The organism is Pseudoalteromonas sp. S3431 (assembly GCF_000690035.1).
GTDB classification, from domain to species: Bacteria; Pseudomonadota; Gammaproteobacteria; order Enterobacterales; family Alteromonadaceae; genus Pseudoalteromonas; species Pseudoalteromonas fuliginea.
This window is the reverse complement of record NZ_JJNY01000001.1, coordinates 70,916-91,727: the sequence shown is the minus strand read 5'-3', so window position 1 is coordinate 91,727 and position 20,812 is coordinate 70,916. Positions and strand designations below refer to the sequence as shown.

20 protein-coding genes are annotated in these 20,812 nt (G+C 38.5%); 15 read left to right on the top strand and 5 right to left on the bottom strand.

What is annotated here, in order from left to right:
- The first annotated feature begins 16 nt into the window (after positions 1-16).
- Positions 17-1,060, top strand: coding sequence for a hypothetical protein (locus tag DO88_RS17755; protein WP_033037758.1), 1,044 nt, complete (start codon positions 17-19; stop codon positions 1,058-1,060).
- A gap of 16 nt (positions 1,061-1,076) precedes the next feature.
- On the opposite strand, the gene DO88_RS17760 is transcribed toward DO88_RS17755, so the two are convergent.
- Positions 1,077-1,403: a TraR/DksA family transcriptional regulator gene (locus DO88_RS17760; RefSeq protein ID WP_033037756.1), complete on the bottom strand. Its 327-nt coding sequence runs from the start codon at positions 1,401-1,403 to the stop codon at positions 1,077-1,079.
- Positions 1,404-1,464: 61 nt separating this feature from the next.
- Positions 1,465-2,445 carry a tRNA-dihydrouridine synthase gene (locus DO88_RS17765; RefSeq protein ID WP_008138430.1) on the bottom strand — a complete coding sequence of 327 codons (981 nt, stop codon included), beginning with the start codon at positions 2,443-2,445 and terminating at the stop codon, positions 1,465-1,467.
- Positions 2,446-2,670: 225 nt separating this feature from the next.
- Between DO88_RS17765 and DO88_RS17770 the strand changes: the two genes are divergently transcribed.
- The 12 genes from DO88_RS17770 to adk all read left to right on the top strand — a co-directional run bounded on the left by DO88_RS17770 (position 2,671) and on the right by adk (position 15,120).
- Complete coding sequence (locus DO88_RS17770) at positions 2,671-3,105, top strand: HvfA family oxazolone/thioamide-modified RiPP metallophore (RefSeq protein ID WP_007375865.1); 435 nt, start codon at positions 2,671-2,673, stop codon at positions 3,103-3,105.
- 67 nt (positions 3,106-3,172) lie between these two features.
- Positions 3,173-4,030 (top strand): HvfB family MNIO-type RiPP peptide maturase, encoded by an 858-nt coding sequence (locus DO88_RS17775; protein ID WP_033016272.1) that lies wholly within the window; start codon positions 3,173-3,175, stop codon positions 4,028-4,030.
- A 36-nt stretch (positions 4,031-4,066) separates the two neighbouring features.
- Positions 4,067-4,819 (top strand): HvfC family RiPP maturation protein, encoded by a 753-nt coding sequence (locus tag DO88_RS17780; RefSeq protein ID WP_033037755.1) that lies wholly within the window; start codon positions 4,067-4,069, stop codon positions 4,817-4,819.
- Positions 4,820-4,891: 72 nt separating this feature from the next.
- A complete protein-coding gene (locus tag DO88_RS19185) occupies positions 4,892-5,014 on the top strand; it encodes a hypothetical protein (RefSeq protein WP_007375862.1) in 123 nt (40 codons plus the stop codon).
- Positions 5,015-5,173: 159 nt separating this feature from the next.
- Positions 5,174-5,719, top strand: a complete 546-nt coding sequence (apt, locus tag DO88_RS17785) for an adenine phosphoribosyltransferase (RefSeq protein WP_033037753.1) — start codon at positions 5,174-5,176, stop codon at positions 5,717-5,719.
- A gap of 3 nt (positions 5,720-5,722) precedes the next feature.
- Positions 5,723-8,311 (top strand): DNA polymerase III subunit gamma/tau, encoded by a 2,589-nt coding sequence (gene dnaX, locus DO88_RS17790; RefSeq protein ID WP_033037750.1) that lies wholly within the window; start codon positions 5,723-5,725, stop codon positions 8,309-8,311.
- A 60-nt stretch (positions 8,312-8,371) separates the two neighbouring features.
- Positions 8,372-8,698 carry a YbaB/EbfC family nucleoid-associated protein gene (locus DO88_RS17795; RefSeq protein ID WP_002962306.1) on the top strand — a complete coding sequence of 109 codons (327 nt, stop codon included), beginning with the start codon at positions 8,372-8,374 and terminating at the stop codon, positions 8,696-8,698.
- Positions 8,699-8,705: 7 nt separating this feature from the next.
- Positions 8,706-9,314, top strand: a complete 609-nt coding sequence (gene recR, locus DO88_RS17800) for a recombination mediator RecR (RefSeq protein ID WP_007375859.1) — start codon at positions 8,706-8,708, stop codon at positions 9,312-9,314.
- 294 nt (positions 9,315-9,608) lie between these two features.
- Positions 9,609-11,510 carry an MFS transporter gene (locus tag DO88_RS17805; RefSeq protein WP_033037748.1) on the top strand — a complete coding sequence of 634 codons (1,902 nt, stop codon included), beginning with the start codon at positions 9,609-9,611 and terminating at the stop codon, positions 11,508-11,510.
- 4 nt (positions 11,511-11,514) lie between these two features.
- Positions 11,515-12,252 (top strand): RluA family pseudouridine synthase, encoded by a 738-nt coding sequence (locus tag DO88_RS17810; RefSeq protein ID WP_007375857.1) that lies wholly within the window; start codon positions 11,515-11,517, stop codon positions 12,250-12,252.
- Between the two features lie 118 nt (positions 12,253-12,370).
- Positions 12,371-14,284, top strand: coding sequence for a molecular chaperone HtpG (htpG, locus tag DO88_RS17815; protein ID WP_007375856.1), 1,914 nt, complete (start codon positions 12,371-12,373; stop codon positions 14,282-14,284).
- A gap of 191 nt (positions 14,285-14,475) precedes the next feature.
- A complete protein-coding gene (gene adk, locus DO88_RS17820) occupies positions 14,476-15,120 on the top strand; it encodes an adenylate kinase (protein ID WP_007375855.1) in 645 nt (214 codons plus the stop codon).
- A gap of 254 nt (positions 15,121-15,374) precedes the next feature.
- Here the strand turns inward: adk and tpx are convergent, their stop codons facing one another.
- Positions 15,375-15,956 (bottom strand): thiol peroxidase, encoded by a 582-nt coding sequence (tpx, locus tag DO88_RS17825; RefSeq protein WP_008138412.1) that lies wholly within the window; start codon positions 15,954-15,956, stop codon positions 15,375-15,377.
- Positions 15,957-16,182: 226 nt separating this feature from the next.
- Between tpx and DO88_RS17830 the strand changes: the two genes are divergently transcribed.
- Together DO88_RS17830 and DO88_RS17835 are read left to right on the top strand one after the other, a co-directional pair.
- Complete coding sequence (locus DO88_RS17830; RefSeq protein ID WP_033037746.1) at positions 16,183-17,187, top strand: response regulator; 1,005 nt, start codon at positions 16,183-16,185, stop codon at positions 17,185-17,187.
- A gap of 3 nt (positions 17,188-17,190) precedes the next feature.
- Positions 17,191-18,162: a sensor domain-containing diguanylate cyclase gene (locus DO88_RS17835; protein WP_033028617.1), complete on the top strand. Its 972-nt coding sequence runs from the start codon at positions 17,191-17,193 to the stop codon at positions 18,160-18,162.
- 232 nt (positions 18,163-18,394) lie between these two features.
- On the opposite strand, the gene DO88_RS17840 is transcribed toward DO88_RS17835, so the two are convergent.
- Positions 18,395-19,282 carry a universal stress protein gene (locus DO88_RS17840; protein ID WP_033037744.1) on the bottom strand — a complete coding sequence of 296 codons (888 nt, stop codon included), beginning with the start codon at positions 19,280-19,282 and terminating at the stop codon, positions 18,395-18,397.
- Positions 19,283-19,287: 5 nt separating this feature from the next.
- Positions 19,288-20,802: a SpoVR family protein gene (locus DO88_RS17845; RefSeq protein WP_033037742.1), complete on the bottom strand. Its 1,515-nt coding sequence runs from the start codon at positions 20,800-20,802 to the stop codon at positions 19,288-19,290.
- Between the last annotated feature and the right edge of the window lie 10 nt (positions 20,803-20,812).

Genomic DNA, 20,812 nt, shown 5'->3' with positions numbered 1-20,812 from the left:
TTTTATTGGAATTACTATGTATAAAAAGCTCTCTTTTTCATTACTACTGTGCCTATTTTTAGCCGCATGTTCAAAGCAGCCTCAACCTTACGAGTCATTTGAAGATGCACAAGTCGGTTTAAAAACTTTAAACATGGCGCTTGTACTATCAGGCACTAATAAAACAGATAAAATTACTAAAGAGCAATTGGTCTTTTCTGATGCATATTTAGCTAAACGCCATAGTATTTATCAGAACTTAATGGGCATGGAGCTTAATCTCAATCAAATAGCGCAAGTAAATTACTTGGTTATTGCAGAGCGTTTTCCTGAGCGCTATTTTAATTGGCCGGCTCAAGTAGATGTATTAAAGAACATGCTTGCTTTTGAAGGCACAAAAAACACACCGGATAATGTTATTACCTGGCTTAAGTTAACCCAAGAAACGCTAGACAGTGCTAAACAAAGCAATTTAAAACTGAATAAAGTTGAACTTGCATTGTTACAAAGTTATGTATTGAGTGCGATAGGCACTAACGACGTTCAACCAACGCTTAAGAGCCATATAAGGGCTTTTAGCGATTATTTAGCTAGTTACATTCCCAGGGGGAGTGTTGGTCTAAGAGGCCTGCCAAATGGAACCCAGTGGTATCAGAGCAAACTTAATTACTTTAGTGGCGAAGTACATTCACCGTTAGAATGGGTTACTCTTTTAAACGAAAAAATAAAAGTATTAGATCGTGTTGCATTCGACAGTAAGCTGCCAACTTCTCACCAAAAATCGTTTTTAGTTCAGTATTTATCTGATGAAAAATTAATAGAAGGCTTGGATTGGCAGGCTAACTATCAAGACTTACCTGCAATGGCGAGCAATATGGACATGTCTGATAAAGATAAAACATTGATGCTTGCGATGATGGAATCAGATATAGGTATTCACTATCATGCGTGGACTTTGCCTCAAGCAAAGGTGAACCTTGTAAAGCGCCTACAAATGAGTCCAGAAGAGGCTCAGTACTTGGTTGAAGATATAATTCTCTACCCAGGGCAATCATTTAGCTTTATACAACACATTATATAATGATTTGAAAGTGCACTTATTGTGCGCACTTTGTACATCGTTGAGTTGCAGGGTCTTGCTCAAGTGACTTCGCTGATATTTTTTCTTCACAATCACAGCAGTAGCCATACTGGCCAATTTCAATTTGACTTAGTGCGGCTTCTAGTTTGGTCATGCGACTGATTAAAAGTGCATACTCAGGGCCTAACTTCTCTGCTGCGCAGTCTAACCATTCATTATTTGCTGTATCAGCTAAAATTTGTATTAAATGGTGATGTGCAGGGTAGGCTGATTTAGAAAGCATGGTTAATATATTTAATTTAACTTGTGCTATTTCATCGTTAAGTCTTTGTTGATGATGCATTATCAGTACAACCTTATTAAATGGGCTTTACGTTATACTGATATTATCTATAGGCTTTAAGTTAGCTGTTATGATTTGAATCAAGTTGCGGTGCTTTGGCGTATTTATTTAATACGCTTGCCACATCTTCTTTACTTTTTAAACGTCTGATTTCATCAAATAAATCGATAGCTTGTGGGTATTGGCGTTTTAGGTAACCAAGCCATTGTTTAGTACGTGACGCAAAATATTTTTCATCCTTTGCAGGGTCTTGATGGATAGCAGAGTGGATTAAGTGATAAATAATATGCTCCCACTCAAGTCCATCGTATTGTTCATTATTTACATGAGCTTTAATTTTTTTTGCTAAATCAGGGTGCGAAAGGGCGCCACGACCGAGCATTAAATCAGTACATCCACTTCGTTTTTGGCAAAGCATTGCGTCTTCCACTTGCCAAATTTCACCATTGGCAACAACGGCAATATTTTTATCTTTTGTTATTGGTGGAATTTTTTCCCAATAAGCAGGCGGATTATAGCCATCACGTTTGGTGCGAGCATGTATTGCAATGCTATTTGCTCCAGCACTGACAACCGCATCTACAATTTCTTGGCTGTTACTATCATCATCAAATCCTAAGCGGATTTTTGCACTAACTTCATGCTGATCATCTACAGCGTCTCGGACTGCTTTAATAATCGTATACATGTGGTCAGGATCTTTAAGCAGCACAGCCCCGCCTCGACTACGGTTAACCGTTTTTGCTGGACAGCCAAAATTAAGATCAACACCGTGAGAACCTAATGCTATAGCTCTAATCGCATTTTCTGCTAAAGGGTTCGCTTCTTGTCCGAGTAGTTGGATACGCACAGGGGTTCCTGCTCGCGTAAAACCATTATTATGTAATTCAGGGCAATAGCGGTGAAAAACTTTATCGGGTAAACATGTTTCAACCACTCTTACAAACTCGGTAACGCATAAATCGAACCCACCGATGTCGGTGAGTAATTGACGCATTTTAAAATCGACAACACCTTCCATAGGCGCTAAAACAAGTTTCATAAGGTGATTATTTCTGAGAAAAACAGGACGCATAGTTTACCTGTAAATCTTACATTGATAAATCTGTAATTACCGACCATATTTAATGAAGTAAGTGCAAAAGCAAATATTATGAAAATAATTGAAAGTTTTTATTTTTGTGCGGGTCTACTTAAGCATACAAGCAATTTAAAAATACATTTATATTGCTGAGATTTACAATCCTTGATTAAAGAGAGTCATAAAATGAATACAGTTAGAAAAAATACAATCGCGTTAACTTTAGGTGCAGTAGTTGTTGGCTCTGCAAGTTTTGTATCTGCTGATGTACAAGCTAACCCATTTGAGTTTCAACAGTTAGTGACAGGTTATCAACTAGATGCTGCTGAAGGTAAATGTGGTGAAGGTAAATGTGGCGGCGATGCAAAAGGTAAAAAAGAAGGCAAGTGCGGCGAAGGCAAATGTGGCGGCGATGCTAAAGGCAAAAAAGAAGGCAAGTGCGGCGAAGGCAAATGTGGCGGCGATGCCAAAGGTAAAAAAGAAGGCAAGTGCGGCGAAGGTAAATGTGGCGGCGATGCAAAAGGTAAAAAAGAAGGCAAGTGCGGCGAAGGTAAATGTGGCGGCGACGCAAAAGGTAAAAAAGAAGGTAAGTGCGGCGAAGGTAAATGTGGTGGCCGTTAATATCTTATTTTAAATAAGGTATGCTAAAAGGGCCTTAAGGCCCTTTTTTGTTAAGTTAGAGGTAGTTATGACACAAACTAAAAGTATAGATTTCGGAATGGTGGGCCTTGGCCTCCGACGAGAAATGCTTAATGAGCTGCTTGAACACGTACCTAATCAAGTAGATTTTTTAGAAGTTGCACCAGAGAATTGGCTAAAATTAGGTGGGCGCTTTAAGAAACAGTTTAAAACATTAACAGATGCAAATAATTTTGTGTGCCATGGATTGTCACTTTCTATCGGCTCGCCCGAGCCACTGGATGTTGAATTTGTTAAATCTTTAAAAGTTTTTTTTAAAGAGCACAATATAAAATTTTTTAGTGAGCACTTAAGTTACTGCTCTGGCGCGGGCCATATGTATGACTTAATGCCTATTCCGTTTACTCAAGATGCGATAGCACACGTTGTACCACGTATTAAGCAAGTTCAAGATATACTTGAGCAACAAATTGCGATAGAAAATGTTTCTTATTATGGTGCTCCTGGGCAGCAATTATCAGAGCTTGAATTTACGAATACTATTTTAGAGCAAGCTGACTGTAAGCTTTTACTCGATGTGAATAACATTTACGTTAATTCGATAAATCATGGCTATAACGCGCAAGCATTTTTAACAGGGTTACCTTCTGAGCGTATTGCTTATGGACACGTTGCAGGGCACTACAATGAGGCTGATGACTTAATAGTTGATACACATGGCGCAGATGTCATTGATCCTGTGTGGAAGCTACTTGATAAGGCGTACGAAGTACATGGTGTGTTTCCAACTTTGCTTGAGCGTGACTTTAATATCCCTACTATGAATGTGTTAACCAAAGAGTTGGATATAATTCATGGGCTGCAAGCTAAATACCTTAATTCAAGTGTTTCAAAACAACGAGCTTAATATAAGCCTTTATAAACATTAAAAGAGTGCCTAGTGATGAGCTTTATTGAAATACAAAACGAATTTATGGCGCATATTCGCGAGCCTAAAAAAAATAAACGGCCCAGCGGTATTGAAGATAGACGTATGGCCATTTATCGCGATCTATTTTTTAATAATATTGAAGGTTTTGTATCATCAGGTTTTCCGGTGTTAAAAACCTTATACACAGACAAACAATGGCATTCCCTCGTACGTCAGTTCTTTAGCGAATATGATTGTCATTCGCCGTACTTTTTAGATATAGCAGGGGAGTTTATTAATTACTTATCAAGTGATTATAAAATGAAAAAACACGACCCCGTGTTTATGCTAGAGCTTGCTCATTACGAATGGGTAGAGCTAGATGTATCGATTGCACATGAAGATGAGCAAGCGCAAAAATTACAAACAACAGCACTCACTAGTTCTGCTTTGTATTTATCTAACGCTGCAAGAAATTTAAGTTATCAATTTCCGGTTCAAAATATCAGCACAGAGTTTATACCTAAAGAGCCATCAACTCAGCCTAATTACTTTGTTGTATATAGAGACGAAAATGATGATGTGCAGTTTTTAGCAACAAATGCGATGACAGCTTTGCTATTGTCAATCATAGAGGTAAGTGAAGGTGCGACATTTGACAACGTTTGCCAACAGGTATTAGCTCACGCTCCACAATTTAATGCAGAGCAAATTGCTCAAGGTGCGTTGGTTACCCTTAATGCAATGGTTGAACGCGGTGCCATTGTGACAAAAAATCAAGATTAAGGTCTTTATTGATAATTTTACATCGTCTATTATGACAGCCTTATTTGCCGTGCTTAATAAAAGGTTGTACCAATGTCAGATGATAAAGACTTTAAAGATCCGTTCAACGCTACTTACTTTCTTGCATTTTTAGCTATATTTGCAGGAATTGGTTGTTTAAATGCAATTTTAGGTTGGATCACTAGCTTAACCTAAAATGCATAGCGTTTATTAAGGCTGTTGTTTACTTCAGCCTTGAACCTCTTTATTTTTAATTACCCCGCTTAAACTATAATAACGTCAAACTCGCATTTAAAGGTCAGTTAAGGTTATAATCACCTGCTTTGTAATATAAATAATTGAGCAGTTAAAATTATGACTCAAGTAACACCAGCAATTATCAAAAACAGCATCACTACAATTGCTGATTATCCAAAAGCGGGCATTATGTTTCGCGATGTAACTACTTTAATGGCAAATCCAGAAGCCTTTAAAGCCACAATTGACGCTTTTATCGCTGAATATAAAGATCAAGGTTTTACTAAAATAATTGGCACAGAATCGCGTGGTTTTATTTTTGGTGCGCCGTTATCTTACGCGTTAGGCATTCCCTTTATTCCAGTACGTAAACCAGGTAAGTTGCCGCGCGAAGTTATTCGTCAAGATTACTTGCTAGAATACGGTGAAGATACATTAGAGCTGCATGTAGATGCAATTGTACCTGGCGATAAAGTATTGTTAGTGGATGATTTATTAGCTACTGGCGGTACAATTGAAGCCACCGCTAAATTAGTTCATAAACTAGGTGGCGAAGCTACAGATGCAGCATTTGTTGTGTCATTACCAGAACTAGGTGGCGAGCAGCGCATCAAGGAAATGGGTATTAAAATCCTAAAATTGGTTGAATTCGAAGGCGAGTAATCGATGAGTTATCAGGTTCTAGCGAGAAAATGGCGTCCTCAAACCTTTCATGAATTGGTTGGGCAGTCTCATGTTAAGCAAGCGCTTGTAAATGCGCTTACACAAAATAGACTGCATCACGCTTATTTATTCACTGGAACCCGCGGTGTGGGTAAAACGACCATTGCGCGTATTTTTGCTAAAAGCTTAAATTGCGACGAAGGTATATCTGCAAATCCGTGTGGTCAATGTAGCAGCTGTTTAGATATAGAAGCAGGACGCTATATTGACTTACTCGAAATAGATGCGGCTTCTCGAACTAAAGTAGAGGACACCCGCGAAATACTCGATAACGTTCAATATGCGCCAACGCGTGGACGTTATAAAGTATATCTAATCGATGAAGTTCACATGCTCTCAAAGCACAGTTTTAATGCACTTTTAAAAACGCTTGAAGAACCACCAGAGCATGTGAAATTTTTATTAGCGACGACCGATCCACAAAAGTTACCAGTTACTATTTTATCTCGTTGTTTACAATTTAACTTAAATGCCTTGTCGCAAAGTGAAATTAAAGCACAGCTTGAGCACGTACTTACTCAAGAACAGCTCAGCTATGACAATGATGCACTTAGTATTATTGCAAAAGCCGCTGACGGCAGTATGCGTGACGCACTGAGCTTAACCGATCAAGCTATAGCACAAACAAATGGTGATATTAATAATCAAGCAGTACAAACAATGCTTGGTTTGATGGATACACATTATAGCCAAAGCCTATTAGCTGCACTACTTGCCCAAGATGGCACAGCTTTAATGAGCGAAATAGCACACGTTGCGAGCAGAAACCCAAACTATATTGCCTTACTTGATGATTTAATTGCGTTAACACATTTAACTCAACTAACTCAATTAGTACCACAGGCAGCAGGGCTTGATGAAACGAACGCTGATTACATAACGCACGTTGCACAGCATACGAGTCCGCAACAAATACAAATTTATTACCAGTTACTTTTAAACGGTAAAAAAGATTTACAATGGGCACCAGAGCCTAGATTAGGTTTTGAAATGCTTATGCTAAGATTATTAGCATTTAAGCCTACGGATGCCCAACAAGTTGTACACACAGCCAACGAAGAGCCCGTCCAAAATAAACAAGGCCGAGCAAATGCACTGCGAGATATATTAAATAAAAACAAAACATCGCAAGACACCGTAGCTAGCCAAAGCAGTGCTCCAGTAAATAATACTAAGCCAGTTAGCAATACAGAACAGCCTAGAACCGTTGAGATAGAGCCTTTACCTAATGCTGCCGCTCAGACATCAAATAATGACGTCGTGCAAAGTAATAATGAGCCAGCCCAAGTTGCAGTAGTTCAACCAGTTCAACAAAGTGAAAACGCTTCAAAGCAACAGGCTTCAGCTAATGAGCTACCGCAAACCAATGTTGTTTCGGATGCTCAAACACAGCGTCAAAGTGAAGATGAAGCTTACATGCAACACAGTGATGTAGAGCAAACATTGGCCGCGCAGTTTGATGATGTGATGAGTAGCGCTGTTGATCAGGGGTTTAATCCACAAAAAGATATAAGTGCTAATCAGCAAAATCATTTGCCGGAACACTCAACAAGTATTGAAAAAAATAGTTTTGACCCGCAATCAGACTTGCAAAACCAGCAACAACACGATGAAAATGCTTCGATAGTTGAACGCGAGGCAAAAGCGCAATCCGCTATTGCGCGCATATTGCGTGATCGTAATATATCAGGCTCAGGAAAGCTTTCTGGGACAAACTTAAATACGGCAAAGGCTAGTTCATCAAACGTATCTAACAGTACTGTTACTAGCCGTACTCATAATGTCGGTGAAGTGCCAAAAAATGAAAATACAGTGGCTCAGTCAGCTGAGCGGCCAAATAGCGCTGTATCACAAAACCATAAGTCAGTACCTACACAGTCAGACAACCCGCCTTGGGCTACTGATACAGTAGGTGAAAGTGAAAAAAAGCCACCGCTCCCAGTAACGGGGAGCCAAACACCGGCTAATAATCAAGGTTTTGACAAACCTGAAAAAATAGATTTTAAAGCAAAGCACCAAACAATTACTGAAAATCTTGCGCCAGAATTACTTGAGCAAATAAACCCTCAAAAAGCGCCTGAAATAGTGCCAGAGGAAGTAAGTATTCCTGCCCCTGATGATTTTCAAAGCCCAATTAGTGAAATTAGATTTGCACATCAACAAGATGAATGGGCTTATTTAATTAAACGTATGGGACTGGGTGGTCGTATGCGCCAATTTGCATTGCATTCAATATTTACCAAGCAAGGCAACAGTTTACATATAGACGTTGATGAATCACAAAAGCATTTAGATACACCGATGCTTCGCCAAAGATTAGATGCCGCATTGTCGAGTATTTATGAGCATAACGTGTCGTTAAGTATTAATTTTGCTAAGGGAGTTATTGACTCTCCTTATCTTATTCAGCAAAAAATTGATGCAGGTCGTCATCAACAAGCAATCGATGTGATCACATCGGATGAAAACATAGTACAATTTCAGCAAGTATTTAGCGCCGAAATTGACGAAAACAGTATTCAGGCATTGTAATTACTTACAATCGCCCTTATGTTCATGTTAATTAATGTATTAAAAGAAAGAGAGAAAGTTATGTTTAAAGGTGGAATGGGTAACATGATGAAGCAAGCGCAGCAAATGCAAGATCGCATGCAAAAAGCCCAAGACGAAATCGCAACATTAGAAGTTGTTGGTGAAGCCGGTGCCGGTTTAGTTAAAGTAACCATGCTTGGTAACCACAATGTACGTCGTGTTCAGCTTGATGAAAGCCTTATGGAAGACGACAAAGACATGATTGAAGACTTACTTGCAGCAGCATGTAACGATGCTGTTCGCCGTGTTGCAGAAGAAACACAAGAGCGTATGGGTAAAGTAACTGGCGGTATGCAATTACCACCAGGTATGAAAATGCCGTTTTAAGTAAATAATGCAACTTTCAGATAGTTTAAATCAGCTTATAGAAGCACTGCGCTGTCAACCGGGTATTGGTCCAAAGTCAGCGCAACGTATTGCCTTTCATTTATTAGAGCGCGACCGAAAGGGAGGCACTCAATTGGGCAATGCATTGACTAAAGCAATGACCGCCATAGGGCATTGTCAGTCTTGTCGCACCTTTTGCGAACAAACGCAATGTGATATTTGTTTAAGTACAAAGCGCCAAGACAGCGGCATATTATGTGTTGTTGAATCGCCTACTGACGTGCTTGCTATTGAGCAAACGGGTCAGTACTTAGGGCTATATTTTGTTTTAATGGGTCATTTATCGCCAATTGACGGTATCGGCCCTAAAGAAATTGGCTTAGACGTTTTAGAGCAAAAACTTGCTCAAGGCGGTATTAATGAGGTCATTTTAGCGACTAACCCTACCGTTGAAGGTGAAACTACTGCTCATTATATTGCGCAGCTTTGTCATAAATATAAAGTAGATGCCTCGCGTATTGCTCACGGTATTCCTGTGGGGGGCGAGCTTGATTTGGTTGATGGTAGAACGCTGATGCATGCCTTTAGTGGCAGACGCGCTGTTACTCAAGACTAACTTAAAGTCACTATTTGAAAACATATTGTAAAAGCCTACATGATTAACTTATGTAGGCTTTTTGTTTTTAAGGTAAGCTTAGAAGCAGTCTAATACCAATCCGCAATAATACTTAATCATTTTGCGGGGCTAAACGTGTCGCTACCTGCGTTAACAAGTTCTCATTTAGAACAACTAAATAGCGAATTTTTGCCTAGCTATCAACACGTTTTTCAGCCCTAAAAATAGATCATTTAATTAAACGAATTGGTATAATATATTTTGGGGCTATGTCTCTAATTAGTAAGGAATACAATGAAAGATAATCAACCCTACCAAGGTACATTACTGGGTAGTAAGCGTTTTTTACCGCTTTTTATTACGCAGTTTTTCTCAGCAATAAACGATAACGTGTATAAGCAATCAGTGCTTATTCTATTGATATTTCAGGCTGCAACGCTTGCAGATGGCGCACTTTATTCTAATATTGCTGCGGGATTATTTATTCTTCCGTTCTTTTTATTTTCAGGGATGGCGGGGCAGCTTGCAGAGAAAACAGAAAAATCAAAATTGATTAGAATCGTAAAACTATGTGAAATCCCTATTATGGTTGTAGGGGCAGTCTCTATTTTAACGCAGTATGTGTGGTTAATGTTAGCTACAGTATTTTTAATGGGCGTACAAAGTACGTTTTTTGGGCCATTAAAATACTCTATTTTACCCCAGCACGTAGCACCTAGCGAATTAACAAAAGCGAATGCCTTGGTTGAATCGGGCACGTTTGTAGCAATACTGATTGGTACAATTTTTGGCACTTACTATATTACTCAATCGGTAGGTCCTACGCTTATAAGTATAGCAGTATTAGTACTGGCTGTTATGGGTTACGTAAGCAGTCGCTTTATACCCGTTAGTGAGGCGAACGAGCCAAACTTAAAATTTACCTATAATATATTTTCATCCACAAAAAACGTATTTACAGCACTTAATTCGCAAACAGAATCGGTTGGTAAGTCAGTGCTCGGGATCAGCTGGTTTTGGTTAATTGGCGCCATCGTTTTAACGTCCCTACCAAATTATGTAAAACATGTAATGGGCGGCGATGAATTGGTGGTAACCAGTGCACTGGTTGTGTTTTCATTGAGTATTGCTATTGGTTCATTACTGTGTGAAAAGTTATCTCGCTTTCGTATTGAGCTAGGCATTGTGCCCTTTGGCGCTATTTTAATTACCTTGTTTTTATATTTACTGAGCCAAGAGCCCGCTATTAGTACCTATAAACCTCAAAACACTGAATTATTAACACTCGAACAGGTATTGAAAACAGGCGATATGATGTGGCATTTCATATGGATGGCAGGCATAGGCATTGGCGCCGGTTTTTACACTGTACCGCTATATGCGCTTATTCAACAACGGACTGAAGAAGCGAGTCGATCACGAGTAATAGCGGCTAACAATGTATTAAATGCCTTGTTTATGGTCGGTAGTGCTGTTTTAAGTATTGTCACGTTGTCTATTTTTCAGTGGAGTATTTCAGAGCTATTATTGCTACTTGCGGGGCTAAATTTACTTATTTCTGCTTATATTTATACTAAAGTACCTGAATTCTTTTTACGCTTTGTTATTTATATTTTGGCCATTTGTATGTACAGAGTGCGTACAAAAGGTGAAAGTAATATACCTGATGAAGGCGCTGCTGTTATTGTGTGCAACCACGTGAGTTTTGTTGATTGGATGTTTATTTTAGCCGCCTCACCAAGGCCTATTCGATTTATGGTATTTGCCCCTATTTATTATTCGCCAGCTCTGCATTGGTTATTTAAAATGGCTAAAGCTATTCCCATTGATAGTGAAAAAACCAATCCTGAAGCGTTTAAAAAAGCGTTTGATGAAGTGGCTGCTGCGCTTGAAAAAGGCGAGCTTGTTGGTATTTTCCCTGAAGGGAAACTAACCAGTGATGGCTCTATCGATATTTTTCGCCGAGGAATAGAGCGTATTATTGAGCGCTCACCTGTGCCCGTTATTCCTGTGCATTTAGGGGGCTTGTGGGGAAGTATGTTTAGCCGAAAAGCTAAGTGGCAACTACCACGATTAAAATGGTCTTTGGTGTCGGTTGCAGTCGGTGCCCCGATTGCTGCTGATAAAGTAGTAGCAGATGATTTACGTGAAAAAGTATTGGCTTTAAAAGCGCTTCATTCAAAAGATAGTGACTAATTTAATGATTAACTTAATGGCTAACTCAACATCGCAAACACCTTCAGAACAACCCATTATAGTTGATGATTTTGTAGCGCCTAAGTGCGACGGGTTTATTGAAATATTATATCAAGATGACGATATTTTATTGATCAATAAACCCAGTGGGTTATTGAGTTTGTCGGGCAAAAATACGCTTAACTGGGATTCAGTGCATTACCGTTTAGTACATGGTCAAAAAGGGTTAACAGCCGCTTTTGCTGAGGCTAAGTTACCGCATCGGTTAGATTTGGGTACATCGGGCATTATGATTGTTGGATTAAACGCGATTGCGTCAAAGCATCTTAATAAACAGTTTCAGGCGCGCACTATTCAAAAGCGTTATGTAGCCATGTTAGAAGGGTGCTTAGCTGTTGATGAGGGGTCAATTACTGCGCCAATAGCAAAAGATAAACTGCTTTTTCCGCGAGTTAAAATTTGCCAATCGACTGGCAAAACCGCAGTCAGTGAATATAAAGTACTGGAACGGCTAAAACAACCATACAGAACCTTAGTGCAATTTACGCCCGTTACTGGGCGTACTCATCAATTGAGAATACACAGCCAGTTTATAGGCCACCCTATTTTAGGTTGCGATTTATATAAAAGTGCGCAAAGTGAAAATATGGCTGGGCGCTTACAATTACATGCAAGCGATTTATATTTTGAGCACCCCGTCAGCGGCGAGAAAATTCATATTAATTGCCCGCACTCGTTTTAAATAATTTTACTGTTCTTTGTTTTCATTTCACCTTTTTTAAATTTTTCCCTTGAAGTTCTAACACCTCACCCCATATTAAGTGCATAACGCAGACACTTTGCAAATTGGAGATATATAAATGACTGCAGCTCAAAAAGAAACATTAGGCTTTCAAACAGAAGTAAAACAATTATTAAACTTAATGATTCATTCTCTTTATTCTAATAAAGAAATATTTTTACGTGAACTTGTGTCAAACGCATCAGATGCGGCAGACAAGTTACGCTTTTTGGCACTATCTCAAGGCGATCTATACCAAGGCGACGCTGATTTACGTGTGCGTATTAGCGCAGATAAAGAAGCAAATACAATTACCATTTCAGATAATGGTATTGGTATGACGCGCGATGAAATCATTAGCTCATTAGGGACTATTGCAAAGTCAGGCACTGCTGAGTTTTTCAAAAACTTAACAGGGGATCAAAGTAAAGATTCACAATTAATTGGTCAATTTGGTGTTGGTTTTTACTCAGCATTTATTGTTGCCGATTTAGTAACTGTTCGTACACGTAAAGCGGGTGAAACAACAGCTTACGAGTGGGAATCTCAAGGTGAAGGCGAATACACACTTCAAGAAATTGAAAAAGAAGGCCGTGGTACCGATATTATTTTACATCTTCGTGATGAAGAAAAAGAATTTGCTGACGATTACCGCCTACGTGGCATCGTAACTAAATACTCAGACCATATTTCAACGCCGGTACAAATGTTTAAAGCAGAAGTACCAGAGTCTGAAGGCGAAGACGGCGAAAAAATTCCAGCAGTACCAGGTGAATGGGAAAGCATTAACCGCGCAACTGCATTGTGGACACGTGATAAGTCAGAGCTTTCTGATGAAGAATACAAAGAATTTTACAAGCACGTAAGCCACGACTGGGAAGATCCACTTAGCTGGGCGCACAATAAAGTTGAAGGTAAAACTGAATACACCAGCCTTTTATACATCCCTAAAAAAGCACCTTTCGATTTATGGAACCGTGAACGTCAAAGTGGTTTAAAACTTTATGTACAACGTGTATTTGTAATGGATGATGCTGAGCAGTTTATGCCAAGCTACCTACGCTTTGTAAAAGGTTTACTAGATTCAAACGATTTACCGCTAAACGTATCTCGTGAAATTCTACAAGATAACAAAGTAACGCAAGCTATTCGTAAAGGGTGTACATCGCGCATTATTAAAATGCTTGAGCGTATGGCTAAAAACAAAGCTGACGATTACCAAGTATTTTGGAATGAGTTTGGCCAAGTAATGAAAGAAGGCCCAGCTGAAGATGCGGCAAATAAAGAAGCCGTATGTAAGCTACTACGTTTTTCGTCTACTCATACTGATTCAGAAACACAAGATGTGTCGCTTGAGCAATATGTTGAGCGCATGAACGAAGGCCAAGACAAAATTTACTACGTTGTTGCTGATACATTTACTTCTGCGAAAAATTCTCCGCATTTAGAGATTTTCCGCAAAAAAGGCATTGAAGTATTACTACTAAGTGACCGTGTTGACGAGTGGATGATGAGCCACTTAACTGAATTTGCTGATAAGCAACTACAGTCAATCACACGTGGTGATTTAGATTTAGGTAAGCTGGACGACGAAGAGACTAAAAAAGCACAAGAAGAGTCTGAAAAAGAGATGGCTGGCCTTGTTGAGCGTATTAAAACAGCACTAGGTGATGACGTTAAAGAAGTGCGCTTTACGCACCGTCTAACAGATTCTCCAGCATGTGTTGTAAGCGATGACAACGACATGAGCTCACAAATGCAAAAGCTAATGGAGTCTGTGGGCCAAGCAGCGCCAGAAGCAAAACCTGTGTTTGAGCTAAACCCAGAGCATCAACTTGTTAAGCACTTAAATGACGAACAAGATGAAGATAAGTTTGCACAGTGGTCACATGTTTTACTAGACCAAGCATTACTTGCAGAGCGCGGTACACTTAAAGATCCAACAGGGTTTGTTACTCGCTTAAATAAACTAATGCTTGAACTAAGCAAATAAGCAAATAGCTATTTACTCAGTTAATAAAGTATAAATTATGTACTTTAAATAAAAGGGAACGTGTGTTCCCTTTTTTAATGCCCTGTAAACACCCCAACAACTCATCAATTAGTATAAGTTGCTTGAGTATCGGCGGCGCTTGTGGAAGAATTCAGGCTTTAAAATAAATATCCATACTAGGGGACAATAATATGCGCATTATTCTTTTGGGCGCGCCGGGTGCAGGTAAAGGTACTCAAGCTCAGTTTTTAATGGACAAATACGGTATTCCACAAATTTCTACTGGCGATATGTTACGTGCAGCAATTAAAGAAGGTACGCCATTAGGCCTAGAAGCAAAAAAAGTAATGGATGCTGGTCAACTAATTTCTGACGATATTATTATTGGTTTAGTAAAAGAGCGTATTACTAAAGCGGATTGTGAGAAAGGCTTTTTACTTGATGGCTTCCCGCGCACAATTCCTCAAGCCGATGCAATGAAAGAAAATGGCGTAGTGGTTGATCACGTTATTGAATTTGACGTGGCTGACGAAGTGATTGTTGAACGTATGGGCGGACGTCGTGTTCATCCTGGTTCTGGTCGTGTTTACCATGTTGTTTATAATCCACCAAAAGTGGAAGGTAAAGACAATGAAACTGGGGATGACTTAATTGTTCGCGCAGACGATACTGAAGAAACAGTACGTAAACGTTTAGGTATTTACCACGAGCAAACTATGCCGTTAGTTGATTACTACCAAGCAGAAGCGGCGGCTGGTAACACTCAATACCACAAACTAGATGGTACGCAAGCTGTTGAGGCTGTAAGTTCACAACTTGGTGAGCTTTTAGGTTAAATTTAAAAGCCTATTAAAAAACCGCCAATTGGCGGTTTTTTGTTTTAAGTCTAGAATACTTAATCAATTTGAGAGATTAAATATGACGTTAACAGCGTTAAAAATTCTGATATACGACGGCATGGATGCCGAAAGTAGAGCAATGCAGGAGCAATTAGTGATAACAACTCAATAACGAATTTTTTGCCTTGTCATGGATACGATTTTCTTATCTAAAAATAGATCACTTAATTAAGCGAATGGGTATATTAACTTTACAGCGTTTTAAGCTTCTTAATTACGCTGTTGTATTCTGGTTCAGTTGAAAGGCTACTAACGAGTTGTTTATAAATAATGCTGTGGTTTTCGTCTAATATTATTACTGAGCGAGTTAGTAACCCCATATCTTTAATAATTAACCCATATTTTTGGCCAAAATCGCGCCAAACAGAATCAGATAATGTAGTTATTTTGTCTATGTTCTCAGCTTTGCAAAATCTTTTTTGAGCGAATGGCAAATCGGCACTAATAGTAAGCATTACAACTGCAGGAAATTGCGTCGCAACTTTTTCGTTAAAGTGTTTTGTTTGTAGACTACAAATACCTGTGTCTAAACTTGGTACTACACTAATTAAAATAGCTCGGCCCTTATAATTATCCAGTGTGACAGGTGTAAAGTTTCCATCGACAACTTTAAAATTAGGTGCGTTATCACCAACTGATACACCTTTACCGAGTAAAGTAACCGTCTTACCCTGTGCAGAGACTTTACCTATATCGAGAGTGTTTTCTGGGATATCAGAAGCGAAAGCCATAGAACAAAAAATACTTAAGGCAAAAGTTAATGAGCGGAGCATAGGAGTTTCCTTTTTAAATTAACGCAATAGGCGTCAGTGTATTATACTGCGTTGGAGTAACCAAGGTATTATCTGTGCCTCTATAAAATTGGTAATGATTCAATCATATAAAAAAACTGTAAATAGGCTATACTTTGGTTAACATGCAGTTACAAAAATATCTTCTATAATAAAAATGCGTGTATCACTTTTGGTATGTATAACTGGTTAAAAATAGAGAGATAGTATGTCAACATCTGTATTAATATGTGATGATTCAAAATTAGCGAGGCGTCAATTAGCCCGTTCTCTACCTGATGATTGGGATATTAAAGTTGAATTTGCGATAGATGGTGTTGATTGCATCAAACAAATAAAGTCAACTGAACCTGAAATCCTTTTCCTTGATTTAAACATGCCAGAAATGGATGGCTATGAAGTTTTAATGGCCATGAAAGAGCTTGGGCTCAATATACTTACAGTTGTAGTTTCAGGTGACATACAGCCTAATGCTCATCAAAGAGTGCTTGAACTAGGGGCGATCGATTTCATCCAAAAGCCATGTTCCCCTCAAAAATTAGCCGATATTATTGAACACCATGGCATTAAAGATAAAGCCATGCGTGAACGTCTTTCTCATTCTTTAGGTGAGCAAGTAGACCCAGATGTGCGAGATATATACCAAGAGCTAACTAATGTTGCTATGGGTCAAGCCGGTGATTTACTTGCGCGATTACTTAATGTGTTTGTTGAGCTGCCAATCCCAAATGTGAATATCTTAGAGGTTAGTGAACTCGATATGGCGCTACGCTCTATTGATAATAATGCAACCACTTCTGGAGTTTGCCAGGGATTTATTGGAGGAGGTGTATCTGGAGAAGCATTATTATTACTTAATGACTCTAGCTTTAAAGAGATAGCCTCACTGATGAATTACGATGGTGAGCTTAATGACAGAGTGGAACTTGAGTTACTTATGGATATAAGTAATATTTTAATCGGGGCTATTTTGACTGGTCTTTCAAAACAACTCGATATGTCGTTTAGCCAAGGTCATCCTATCGTACTTGGCCAGCACAGAGATGTATCTGAATTAGTGAAAGCGAATAAGTCGCGCTGGCAGCGTACGCTTGCTATAGAAATTAGCTATGGTATTGAAAATCACGATATTAACTGTGACCTTATGCTGTTATTTACTGAAGATTCACTTAAAACTTTGAAATACAAAGTTGCTTACCTATTAGAAGACTAAGTTATGGCTGCTGATTTAGATATGAATGAAATCCATTGGTTAATGGATATGTTTAACACCGTTGATGTAGGTTTAGTTGTACTCGACAGGGAGTATAAGGTGTGTGTGTGGAATGGTTTTATGGAAAACCATTCGGGGTTATTACCAAGTGCTGTAAAAAATAAAGATTTATTTGATTTATTTCCTGCTATAGATGAAAAGTGGTTTAGAAGTAAATCAGAGCCAGTCTTTGTACTAAAAAACCGCTCGTTTACCATTTGGGAACAACAACCCTATATATTTCGCTTTAAAAACTATCGCCCAATTACTGGCAAAGCTGAGTATATGTATCAAAATGCGACATTTATTCCGCTTACTAATATACGAGCAGAAGTTAGCCATATTTGTATCATTCTTTATGATGTAACTGATATTGCAGTTAACAAAAAAGAGTTAGAAGAGCTAAATAAAAGACTTGAGCAAGTAAGCCAAACCGATGGCTTAACGACGTTATACAATCGTGGTTATTGGGAAAGTATGCTTAAACAAGAGTATTTGCGAACAAAACGTAATGCAGGGTGTAGCTCTCTGTTAATGTTTGATATTGATCACTTTAAAAAGGTGAATGATAAGCATGGTCATAGTTGTGGTGATGAGGCGTTACGCCATATTGCAAAGTTATTACGTACCACATTACGTGAAACAGATATTGCTGGACGTTACGGTGGTGAAGAGTTTGTATTAACTCTACTTGATACCGATAAGCAAGGGGCTGAAATATTTGCTGAGCGCTTAAGGGTGTTGATTGAATCAAGCCCTGCCTTTTATAAAAATGTTGAAATCAAGATGACAATAAGTATCGGAGTTGCGTGCTTTAGTAATGAATTTAAAGATCATGAACGTTGGATTGAAGCCGCTGACAGGGCTCTTTACTTTTCTAAAAATAATGGACGCAATAAAGTCACTGTTTTTGATGATATAAAAAATGACGCTTAAGCATCATTTTTATTAATCACTCTTTATACCAATGCGCAATAATATTTAATTAATTTGAGTGATTAAATCTGACGTTAACTGCGTTAAAAACTTCTGATATACGACTGCATGGATGCAGAAGGTAGAGCAATGTAGGAGTAATTAGCGATAACAACTAAATAACGAATTTTTGCCTTGTTATTGATACGATTTTATTACCTCAAAATAAAGCACTTAATTAAGAAAATTGGTATTAAATTGAGTGGGGGGGTAAAATAAGTAAATCGGTTTTAAGTAAGCGCATTATTTTTTCCGCTGTGTTGCCAATAAGCTTTCCCTTAATACCCACGTTGCCTACTGAGCCAATAATCACTAACTCAGCATCAAGTTTTGCTGCCAAGCTTGGTATGACTTGCTCCGCTAAGCCCGCTTTAATGTGTAATTTATCACGCAAGTTGTATTCATTAATCAGATCACGTTGTAGTTCCGGTAATTTTTCGAATGCATTGAGTACTTGTTCATCTGAAAATACAATGCCTAAGTCTCTCAAAATAGGTGAGACGTGCACGGTATAACATGCATAAAATTCGCAGCCCTCTGAATTAGCATAATCTAAGCCACAGTTAATAATAGCTTTATTTAACTGATGCTTAGATGCCTTTTCGCTGCCTAAATCAAGAGCAGCTAACACATTACAGTTATTTCTCCATTTATTATCTGCGGCCAAATAAAGTGGTATTGGTGAAAATCGAATAAGCTGCCAGTCAAGTTCGCTAAATTGAGTTTGAGCATCAATATGCCTAGTTTTTATTGCCATATCATAATTAGTTGCGTTTATTTCGTTATTTAACCATTGCTCTGGTGATTCATGCCAAACCGTTTGAAATGTATACTCACAATCAGTTAGCTCTTTTTTTAATAGAGGTTCTAATGTTGCTCTGAGTAATGAAAGTTGTTTGTCTTGAATCGCAAGTACTTGCTCTGGTGATAATGAAAATAATATATTACCAGTGTCTTCATAGCTAAACGCAACAATATCAATATGTTTACTGTCTTGTAGTGCTTTTTGTTTTGCGTGTAATAATGCTGTTTTTGCACAATTTACTGAGTCGATCAGTACGAGAAGCTTTTTCTTATCCATTATATTCACTCTGTTGTATGACGAGAGTCATCTGTTGGACATTGACCAATAGTTGAAATCTCACCAGAATTAGACTCTTCTTCCAGTTTTACCTTAAAGCCCCATAGCCTGTAAAGATGTTTTAGCACTTCTTCATGTGAGTTTGCCAATGGAATGCAATTATGAGGTACATAGCGAAGTGTAAGTGCTCTATCACCTCTAATATCAACATCATATACTTGAATGTTAGGTTCATGATTACTTAAATTATATTGCGCGGAGAGCACTTCTCTAACTGTTTTATAGCCGCTATCATCGTGTATCGCACCAATCTCTAAATGGGGATTATTAGTATGGTCAATAATAGTAAATAATTTGAAATCACGAATTAACTTCGGCGATAAAAACTGGCTAATAAAGCTTTCATCTTTAAAGTTTTCCATGGCAAAGTGCAATGTATCTAGCCAATTACTGCCTGCATACTCAGGAAACCATTTTTTATCTTCTTCAGTTGGATATTCACATATTCTGCGAATATCAACCATCATATTAAAGCCTAAAGCATATGGGTTAATGCCTGAATAATACTTACTGTTATAAGGTGGCTGATAAACTACGTTGGTATGACTTTGTAAAAACTCTAACATGAATGAGTCGGTGAGCTTCCCTTCATCATATAAGTGATTAAGGATGGTGTAGTGCCAAAATGTTGCCCAACCTTCGTTCATTACTTGAGTTTGTTTTTGCGGGTAAAAGTATTGCGATATTTTACGGACAATACGAATCACTTCACGTTGCCAAGAGTCGAGTAATGGGGCATTTTTTTCAATAAAATATAAAATATTTTCTTGAGGCTCAGTAGGAAAATGGCGTTCTTTCTTTTTAGTTTCCTGTTGCTGTTCGGGAATCGTACGCCACAATTCGTTTACTTGTGATTGTAAGTATTCTTCACGTTCTTGTTGGCGTTTTTGCTCTTCAAATAGTGATATTTGCTGTGGACGTTTATAGCGATCGACCCCGTAATTCATTAACGCATGACAAGAGTCGAGTAAGCTCTCTACCTGAGTAATACCATATTTTTCTTCACAGCGGCTTATGTAGTTTTTAGCAAATACCAAGTAATCAATAATTGAGCCAGCATCGGTCCAGGCTTTAAATAAGTAATTACCTTTAAAAAATGAGTTATGTCCGTAACATGCATGCGCCATTACAAGTGCTTGCATAGGTAGGGTATTTTCTTCCATTAAGTACGCAATACAAGGGTCTGAATTTATCACTATTTCGTAAGCGAGGCCCATTTGCCCGCGCTTATAATTTTGCTCTGTTTGGATAAACTTCTTACCGTAAGACCAATGACTGTAGCCAATAGGCATGCCAACGCTTGAATAAGCATCCATCATTTGCTCAGCCGTTATCACTTCAATTTGATTAGGGTAGGTGACTAATCTGTAATGAGCAGCAACGCGAGCAATTTCACCTTGGTACTCATCTAATAAATCAAAGGTCCAATCTGGGCCATCACTCAATCGTTTATCATTCATAATGCTACCT